At 41.7% G+C, this 9,555-nt stretch carries 9 protein-coding genes; 2 read left to right on the top strand and 7 right to left on the bottom strand.

The features are described 5' to 3' along the window. Positions 1-90 precede the first annotated feature (90 nt). Complete coding sequence (locus tag ACFWE9_RS16955; RefSeq protein ID WP_230158724.1) at positions 91-282, top strand: YjzD family protein; 192 nt, start codon at positions 91-93, stop codon at positions 280-282. Positions 283-364: 82 nt separating this feature from the next. Here the strand turns inward: ACFWE9_RS16955 and clpB are convergent, their stop codons facing one another. The 5 genes from clpB to ACFWE9_RS16930 all read right to left on the bottom strand — a co-directional run bounded on the left by clpB (position 365) and on the right by ACFWE9_RS16930 (position 7,099). Then, complete coding sequence (clpB, locus tag ACFWE9_RS16950) at positions 365-2,953, bottom strand: ATP-dependent chaperone ClpB (RefSeq protein ID WP_377357806.1); 2,589 nt, start codon at positions 2,951-2,953, stop codon at positions 365-367. Between the two features lie 233 nt (positions 2,954-3,186). Then, positions 3,187-4,389, bottom strand: coding sequence for an FAD-dependent monooxygenase (locus ACFWE9_RS16945; RefSeq protein WP_230158722.1), 1,203 nt, complete (start codon positions 4,387-4,389; stop codon positions 3,187-3,189). Between the two features lie 125 nt (positions 4,390-4,514). After that, the gene (locus ACFWE9_RS16940; RefSeq protein WP_230158721.1) at positions 4,515-5,627 is read right to left on the bottom strand and encodes a cupin domain-containing protein; all 1,113 of its coding nucleotides are present in this window, start codon (positions 5,625-5,627) and stop codon (positions 4,515-4,517) included. Positions 5,628-5,657: 30 nt separating this feature from the next. After that, on the bottom strand, positions 5,658-6,149 hold the full coding sequence (locus ACFWE9_RS16935; RefSeq protein ID WP_230158720.1) for a DinB family protein: 492 nt from the start codon (positions 6,147-6,149) through the stop codon (positions 5,658-5,660). Positions 6,150-6,151: 2 nt separating this feature from the next. Continuing rightward, a complete protein-coding gene (locus tag ACFWE9_RS16930; RefSeq protein WP_230158719.1) occupies positions 6,152-7,099 on the bottom strand; it encodes a fumarylacetoacetate hydrolase family protein in 948 nt (315 codons plus the stop codon). Positions 7,100-7,476: 377 nt separating this feature from the next. On the opposite strand from ACFWE9_RS16930, the gene ACFWE9_RS16925 reads away from it, so the two are divergent. Next, on the top strand, positions 7,477-8,235 hold the full coding sequence (locus tag ACFWE9_RS16925; protein ID WP_230158718.1) for an IclR family transcriptional regulator: 759 nt from the start codon (positions 7,477-7,479) through the stop codon (positions 8,233-8,235). A gap of 52 nt (positions 8,236-8,287) precedes the next feature. On the opposite strand, the gene ACFWE9_RS16920 is transcribed toward ACFWE9_RS16925, so the two are convergent. Together ACFWE9_RS16920 and argF are read right to left on the bottom strand one after the other, a co-directional pair. Then, the gene (locus ACFWE9_RS16920; RefSeq protein WP_230158717.1) at positions 8,288-8,467 is read right to left on the bottom strand and encodes a YjzC family protein; all 180 of its coding nucleotides are present in this window, start codon (positions 8,465-8,467) and stop codon (positions 8,288-8,290) included. A 132-nt stretch (positions 8,468-8,599) separates the two neighbouring features. Further along, complete coding sequence (argF, locus tag ACFWE9_RS16915) at positions 8,600-9,550, bottom strand: ornithine carbamoyltransferase (protein WP_377357808.1); 951 nt, start codon at positions 9,548-9,550, stop codon at positions 8,600-8,602. Between the last annotated feature and the right edge of the window lie 5 nt (positions 9,551-9,555).

The raw sequence follows: 9,555 nt of genomic DNA, 5'->3' as shown, positions 1-9,555 counted from the left end.
TTATTTAATAGTTATTATTAAAAACACGTTTTAACTGTATATTAATTATGGTAAGATAAAAATGATTGTATTGGAATGAGGTGAAATTCGATGCGTTATGCTTGGGCAATTTTTTGGACATTCTTATTAGTGCATATGACTGTATATGTTGTTTCTTCCATGATCGGAGTTTCATACGATGCTAAACAGGGAACGATTTTAGGACTAGCTGCCGCTATCCTTATTTGCATCATCCCTGCTGTTTTGCCTGCTGGGCCAGCAAAAGACTCCCATCAACATTAATAAGCAAAATAGGACATCCTGACAAGGATGTCCTATTTGTTATACCGTCCTTTACTTTCGGTTAAACAACATTTCATATATTTTAAATCAGGACCAACTCATTATGATCTAAATCAATCGTTATTCCTTCTTTTAGCCCTTTTGTTCCTGCTATGATTTTACGGGCGATTTTTGTTTCCAGATGCTTTTGGATAAATCTCTTCAACGGTCTGGCTCCATATACAGGATCATATCCTTGTTCGGCAATGAATTCCTTAGCAGCCTCAGTTACGTTCAGAGTTATATTTTGTTCAGTTAACCTTACCTGTAATTGCTGAACCATCTTTTCTACGATTTCAACGATTTCTTGTTTAGTAAGAGGTTTGAATAAAACAATATCATCTACCCGGTTCAAAAATTCCGGACGAAAATGCCCTCTTAATTCTTTAAAGACTTGATCTTTTATTTCATCTTCAATCCCACCATCGATACGGTTGGACTGCAACAAGAAATGGGATCCGATATTGGAAGTCATAATGATTACCGTATTTTTACAGTTTATCGTTCTACCTTGGGAGTCGGTAATCCTTCCGTCATCCAACATTTGCAGCAATATATTGAAGACCTCAGGATGTGCCTTTTCAATTTCGTCCAATAATACGACTGAATATGGGTTTCTCCTAATTGCCTCGGTTAATTGCCCGCCTTCTTCAAATCCAACATATCCAGGAGGTGCACCAACAAGACGGGAAACGGAATGTTTCTCCATATATTCCGACATATCGATTCGAATCATATGATCTTCACTATCGAATAACGTTTCTGCCAGGGCTTTTACCAATTCTGTTTTACCGACACCCGTCGGCCCCAGGAAAATGAATGAACCAATCGGTCTGTTTGGATCTTTAATTCCCGCCCTTGCCCTTAAAACAGCATCAGATACAAGTTCTACCGCTTCCCCTTGACCTATTACGCGTTCATGAAGGATATCCGATAACCTGAGCAGCTTCTGTCTTTCACTTTCCACCAGCTTGTTAACAGGAATTCCCGTCCACCTCGCAACGACCGAAGCAATCTCCTCTTCCGTCACTTCCTGGCGGAGTAACCGTGATTCCTGTTTTTCCTTTTCCAATTCACCTTCCATGGCATCCAATTCTTTTTGAAGCTGTGGAATCCTTCCGTGTCGAAGTTCCGCTGCCCGGTTAAGGTCATAGTCGTTCTCTGCCTGTTCTAGTTCATGACGCAGCTTCTCAAGTTCCTCACGTTGATCCTGCACTTTTTGAAGCGCCGACTTTTCCATTTGCCACTTGGATTTCATGCTATTCGCTTGATCTTGAAGTTCTGAGAGTTCTTTTTGTAGCACTTCCAGCCTTTCTTTACTTTGAGGATCCTCCTCATTCTTCAAGGCCGCTTCTTCAATTTCAAGCTGCATCACCTTTCTCGTGATTTCATCCAACTCTGATGGCATGGAGTCAATTTCCATTCTGATCATCGCACAAGCTTCATCAATAAGGTCTATCGCTTTATCCGGCAGAAAACGTTCCGTTATATATCGGTTCGAAAGGACAGAGGCAGCCACGATCGCCCGATCATGAATCCTGACACCATGGTGAATTTCAAACCGTTCCTTTAACCCACGCAAAATTGAAATCGTATCTTCCACATCCGGTTCTGGAACCAGAACTTGTTGGAAACGACGTTCTAGAGCCGGATCCTTTTCAATATATTGTCGATATTCATCAAGGGTTGTTGCCCCGATGCAATGCAGCTCACCACGCGCAAGCATCGGCTTTAACATATTTCCCGCATCAAGTGCACCATCCGTTCTGCCTGCACCGACAATTGTATGCAGTTCATCGATGAATAAAAGAATTTTTCCATCACTCTTCTTAATTTCATTCAATACCGCTTTAAGACGTTCCTCAAATTCACCGCGGAATTTTGCCCCTGCGACAAGCGCACTCATATCTAGTGAAAATACGGTTTTGTCCTTTAACCCTTCCGGAACATCCTTCCGGACGATCCTTTGCGCCAATCCTTCGACAATGGCTGTCTTACCAACACCAGGTTCTCCAATTAATACAGGGTTATTTTTTGTTTTACGTGATAGGATACGAATGACGTTTCGTATTTCCGTATCACGACCGATGACTGGATCGACCTTCCCTGATTTAACTTCAGCAACGAGATCCCTGCCGTATTTTTTCAGTACTTCATATGTGCTTTCAGGATTTTGACTAGTCACTCGCTGATTCCCCCTTACATCTTGTATAATCCGTTTTGCTTTTTCGTAATCGATTCCATATGATGAGAAAAGTTTATTTATATTCGTTTTATTGCCTTTCAAGGACGCCAGCAGCAAATGTTCGACTGATAAATATTCATCCTCCCACATCTGCATTTCCTTTTCGGCCACAGTCACAATTTGCTGGAGGGATGATGACATGTAAACCTGGGAAACACTTCCTCTCACTTCCGGCAATCGATCCAGTTCCTTATTAAGTTCTATTTCAAATTGATTCATCGGTTTATCAGACTCCGATAAAATCCTGATTAATAAACTTTCATCCTGTTCCATTAAGGTTTTTAATAAATGAAGCTCCGTCAGCTCGGGATTCCCTCTATCTTTGGCAAGCTCCTGCCCGCCAATGAATGCCTGCTGGGTTCTCTCCGTCATTTTATTAATATCCATCTAAAAACCTCCCATTCATCTATATCATGAACGAATTCCCACTCAGTTTGACCAACTTTGACCTTTATATTTTCATTATACTTCTAATTCTCCCCTTGTAAAGGAAAGTTATAAAAAATACAGGAACTATGGACGGATAAACGGCGAAAGCCTTTCTTCATAAAGAAGAAAGGCAAAAACCCTTTGTAAAAGGTATAACAACATTAAACATATACTTAGATGAAACAATCAAATTACGCTTTCACGGCCATTTTATTGTAACCATGGAATTCATCAAGAAATTGAAAATCCTTATCCGTACGACTTGAGAGGATCGTATCACGGAGCAGAATGCCTGCATCGGTCGTATTGTGGATGATTTCCCCCCACATTCTTGCACTCCTCTGAACATTAGCCGTACGCGGAATGCGTTCCTCTTGATATTCTAAAAATGCTTGTTCAATGTCATTTCCATGCTTATGAAGCATATCCGTTAAATAAGCCGCATCTTCTAAAGCCTGACAGGCCCCTTGCGCCAAGTATTGAAGCATCGGGTGTGCAGCATCGCCCGTAAGTGTAATCCTGCCTTTTGTCCAATTATCAATTGGTAAACGGTCATACATTGGCCAGCGGCGTTGACGTTGAATGAATGAAATTGCATTCTGAACAAGCTCGCAAGTTCCAGCAAAAACACGATCCATTTCTTCCGGCGTTCCCCATTGATTCGTTTTTTCGTTTTCTTCCGTGTATTGAGAACTTTTGAAGACCACTACTTGGTTGTATAGTTCTCCCCTTCTGACCGGATATTGAACAAGATGAAGATTTGGTCCAATCCACATATATACATCATCTAGATCTCCATGGCTCGTAACCTCTTCCATCGGAATTGCCCCTCTATATGCCACATATTGCGAGCAGACCGGTTGATCGTCCACGAACAGTTTACGCGCATTGGACCATAATCCATCAGCACCAATGACAGCCGTTCCTGAATGTTGGGACCCGTCAGCAGCAGTAACGGTAACTTCACCTTCATTTTCCACTGTTTCCATGATGGTTTGGTTAGTTACCAGCTCGATAAACGGGTTGCTTTCACATGCCTCGGCTAATACTCTGTGCAAATCGGAACGATGCAAAACAATATACGGGGCCCCATATCTTTCTTTATAAACATCACCTAAATCCAAGGCGGAAAGCTCCTTGCCGGAAAAGGCATCCATCAATACCAACCTTTTTGGAAAGACTGCAATTTCATTGATTTTATCCATAACGCCTAGGCGCTGTAGTACATTGGTTGCGTTTGCAGCAAGCTGAATCCCAGCACCTATTTCACCAAATTCAGGCGCTTGTTCCAAAACTTTCACATATTGTTTTGTTTCCGCAACTCCTAGAGCCGTTGCCAATCCGCCTATTCCTCCACCGATAACGATGAATGGTTTTTTTACTGTGTTCATCATCAATTCCCCCCTAAATTAGTTGTCTTTAGCCAAAGTTGCAGACCAGCATCACGGTAAGCGTTTTCATTCGACTGGCATTCTCAAATATTCATCAGGATGGCTGGATGCTCTCAAACAGATTACTTTTATACCAAAACAGGCTTGAATTCACTTTCAACATTTTGGTACCCATTGTTTGCATCAAATGCCTGTTGCTGTTCCAAATCGAATTTCTCCATGATTGGTAGGTCATTTACCGAGAATAAGTAAGAATCCACTTCTGCAACGTGCTCATGCCATGCCCAATTCGGAACGACGAAATAATCTCCCTTGGACCAGTCAAAACGTACGCCATTAATGACCGTATAGCCTGACCCTTGGTGCACTTGATAGATGGTGGAATGGGTATGGCGATGTGCTTTCGTATGGAATCCTTTCGGCAGCTTTTGCATCCATGCCCCCATCGTCGGATTGGCTGTTTGTCCATTAGAAGGATTGATATATTCAACGGCAAAACCTTCATATGGATCTGGATCGAAATTCATTAATCCTTCAATCGCTGCTTTAGTGCCTTTCCACTTGTAGTTGGCAAGCGGTGCCACTTGTGAATACCGGTCGGATACTGGACGAACCATTCCGCCTTGATAACGGTGCTCTGAAAAATTATCCGGTCGTTTAGGCGTTTCAATCCGATCTGGATATGGTTCAAAGAAAGTGCCGCCTATGGAATAGATAGTTGGGATATCAAGGGCATCCATCCAAATCATTGGTTTTTCGCCAACATGTCCATGACCATGCCATAGGTTTTTAGGCGTGATTAAGAAATCCCCTTCTTCCATGAAGATCCTTTCTCCCTGCACGATGGAGTAGGCACCTTCACCATTCGTAATGAAACGAAGTGCACTTTGGGAGTGACGGTGGGAAGGGGCCACTTCACCTGGCAACAATAATTGAACCGCTGCATAAAGCGTTTGTGTTGTCGAAGCCCACCCCCAAGGCTGGCGATAAGTAAGGCCAGGGTTTTGAAAATAAATGGCCCTGCGCTCCCCTCCTCGATCAGGAGTGAAGATTTCAGCTGCTTCCATCAATTTTTTTGTCAAAAGCTCTTCTTTCCATAAATAAGCATGGGCATGAGGTTTAGGTTCATGGTCCATCAGAGCGGGGATGGCTTCCCAAAGTGGCCCAAGGTTGTATTGCTGGATATCCTTTGTAAAATCTTTTACGATTGTACTATTCATGTATTCTGATTTTTCAGCCACAATAATCCCTACTTTCTTTTTTATCTATCCTCATTTGATTTTAGAAAGATTCCGCTTGATTTGACCATAGTGTCCTGAAACATGCTCATCGATGAAGTGATCCACAATATAAGAAACGGGTTTGTTTCCGAATTTGGCGAAGTTCCGGTGTGGTGATTCTTTAGATAGTGTTTCTTCATCTAATTCCCCAAGCACGCTCTCCACTTTATATTTAAGCTCCTCCACTTGCCTAAAGACATCATCTACAGAAAGTTGTTCCGTATCAGTAACTGCTGCCAACCGAGCTGGATCTTGCAATCCACGTCCCCATTTTGATCCAGGCGTGGCCACTACCGTTTCCACTTCACCTAACCAATAAGGTATGGCTTCCGCTAAATGGGAAAGAATCTGCATGATTGACCATTCATCCTCTGTAGGGTTACGACGGATCGTTTCCTCCGTGAGTTTATTGGTTGTCTCCAGAATGTGGTCGATTGATTGTTGAACCGATTTGATCGCTGTTTCGATTTCCTGAAAAGCCATACTTATTTTCCCTCCCCTGCACGACTTACACGGTTTTCAAGATAACCTATTTTGTCGATTTCAATTTTGACAACGTCACCATCTTGTAAGAATACTTGTGGATCACGGGCTACTCCTACCCCGCCCGGTGTTCCAGTGAGGACGATGTCGCCAGGTTCAAGAGTCATTAAGTTCGATAGGAATTCAACTAAATACTTCACATCGAATACGAAGTTGGATGTATTCGTTTTTTGGCGTTCTTCTCCATTTACAGTTAATCGAACATTTAGACCGGATGGATCGGGTAGCTCATCGGTAGTGACTAACCAAGGTCCCATGGGAGCACTTCCTTCAACCGTTTTTCCTTGAAGCCACTCAAGTGTACGCCGTTGGATATCACGATACGTAACATCATTCGCAATTGTATAACCCGCGACATAATCAAGCGCATCTTCTTGTGAAACATTACGTGCCCTTTGTCCGACTACAAAAGCGAATTCCGCTTCATAATCAAGCTGTTCAGATATAGGGAAGAACGGAATGTCATCCTGGGGACCGATTACTGTATTGGCGAATTTTGCGAATACCACTGGGAATGGCGGCAATTCGCGGCCCATTTCAGCAATGTGCTCACGGTAGTTATGTCCGACACAAATAATTTTGCCTGGCTTTTGGACAGGTGCCTCAAGTTTTATATTTTCAACCTCATGTATCAATTTATGTCTGAATGAATCACGATTATTAAAGGCAAAGTCTGCAGCCTTCTTAGCGATGGAAAGGCTTTCATTCCCGCCCTGTAAAAACGCTTCCATTGATGCAGGTACATACGCTTCAGCGATTTGTTCACTGCGAAGTTTTCCTTCACTTTCAAGAAGAGCTTGATAAGCATAGTTCAAGTCTACTATTTCATTATTCGGGTAAAGAGCTCCAATACGTTTAAAACCATCACTGCTGAAAGTTACTAATTTCATATTTCATTCTCCTTTATTATCTTTATTTTTAGAAATCTTGATTTAATTTTCTTTATCCTTATTTGTGGACTAATTCTGCTAGATTCCCCAAAACAGAATATGGATGATAACCGCACTATCAATTCCACTTATAGATAACTTTGTTCACTATTTATATACATAATAACGTAATTTTCGGAATATTGTCAAGAAAGTATTGCAAATTTTTGTGCAAATGTTATCATCTACACCATTATGAGACCTCTGGAGCCAATATTTATTTAGGTGGAAAGTATCTAATAGCTTTTACAGACCTACTTTTTTATTGCTTCATTTCATTAAATTTTACAGATTCTGATATACTAGACCTAAATTAAAACAGATTAGGAGATTGACATATGGAGATCGTAAAATCTGGTTCGACGATTCAATCATTACAAATAGGGATGAGCATTATCGAGTTACTAGCTTCCCAAAGAACTCCTTTAAGATTCTCTGATATTCAGGAATCAACGGAAATAACGAAAAGTAACCTCTATAAGTACTTGAATACGTTGACTCAACTCGAGTTACTATATCGTGATAAGACAACTGGTATGTATCACCTTGGCAGCAAACTGATTCAATACGGAATGGCAGCGATAGGAAATGAGGACGTCACAAGCAGGATAACTCCATATTTACAGGAAATCAGTCACCATACCTCCTGCACAGTCCTATTCTCCGTTTGGACTTACGATGGGCCCATCACGGCAAAAATATGGAATTCCAATCAAAACTTAAATATCGGGGCACAGCTAGGAACGCGTCTACCCCCTTCATCTTCTTCCGGAAAAGTATTCACTGTATTCCAGGATTCTTCTTTGACAGCGGACTGGATTGAAAAAGATCGTAATGTTACAGGGGCTTTCCTTAAAGAAACAGAGGAATATCATGAAATTCGGAAATACAAAATCGCTTTTGCCAAAGAGCCCCTTGTGCCTTCTGTTTCTTCCATGTCCATTCCGGTTTTTAATTATAATGCGGAATTATTGGGCGCGATCACTGCCGTGGGATTCACCGAGAGTATTCCGGATCATTACGATGATCCTTTGAGTCAATATTTAAGAAAGAGCTTTTTGGAAATCTCGAAAATCTTCGGTTATTCCGAAGAATAAAAAAAGCAGGAAAAAGGATACCAATCGTCCCTTTTCCTGCTTTTCGTTTTTTTCATGGCTTTCGCTTATATGTCCATATCCGGTTATGATTGGATGTCTCAGGAAAGGCATCCCCTGCATCAAGCTTTACCATTTTCGGATTCACTACCGTGCTGCCCGTTTCACCGATTTCTACGTAGGTCCCATTATTAGGTGCCTTGTGACCTGGCTTAAATTGACGATTTTGCCCCATAGATTTCACCCCTTTACATGCTTTCCTTGTTATTATTACCAGGTTCCTTTCTTTCATGTCAGAAAAATTAAGAACATACAGGAAATCGGTTGAATCAAAAAGCGTCTGCTCAGTGAGCAGACGCTTTTTTGGTTAAGACATTAAATCCACCAGAACCGCCTTTTGGGCATGAAGACGATTTCCGGCTTGGTGGAACACGACGGAATTCGGTCCATCGATGACTTCAGAGGTTACTTCTTCCTCTCTGTGTGCAGGCAGGCAATGCATAAATAAATAATCATTTTTAGCATATTTTACAAGTTCATTATTGATTTGATAATCTTTAAAAGCTTCTAGGCGGATATTATTCTCGATTTCCTGACCCATGGAGGTCCAAACATCAGAATAGACGATATCCGCATCTTGTATTGCGTCTGATGCTGATGTTGTCACGACAATTTCACTGCCAGTCTCTTTTGCAACCTCTTGAGCATAGGCAACGACCTTTTCGTCAGGTTTGTATGCTTCAGGACACCCAATGGAAAAATCCATTCCCATTTTTGCGCAGCCGACCATCAATGAATTGGCAACATTATTGCCGTCACCGATATAACTCATCTTCAAGCCTTTTAGCTGACCTTTTATTTCGATTATCGTCAAGAAGTCAGCAAGCACCTGACAAGGATGGGCAAGGTCCGTTAGCCCATTGATGACTGGAATAGAGGCATTTTCTGACAACTCCAGGATTTTTTCATGCTCGAAGGTACGAATCATGATGCCATCAATATATTCAGAAAGGACTTTTGCAGTATCGGAAATAGTTTCACCACGTCCAATTTGCAAGTCATTACCACTTAGGAACAAAGCGTGACCACCAAGCTGCATCATGCCCACTTCAAAAGAAACACGGGTACGGGTGGACGATTTTTCAAATATCATCCCCAGCGTTTTACCTTTTAAAGGCGTATATTCCTCTCCAGCTTTCAATTTGCTTTTAATGGTCTGCGCTAGCTTTAACAGATCTGCGATGGCTGTGGGTGTAGACTCTTTCATGGTCAAAAAATCTTTTCCATTTAAAATCTTCGCTTTTGCCGGTGCCGTCATTGAAC

The sequence above is a fragment of the Peribacillus sp. NPDC060253 genome (assembly GCF_042727425.1).
Taxonomy (GTDB): Bacteria; Bacillota; Bacilli; order Bacillales; family DSM-1321; genus Peribacillus.
The sequence above is the reverse complement of the archived record's forward strand: the minus strand, read 5'-3'. Positions and strand labels throughout refer to the sequence as shown.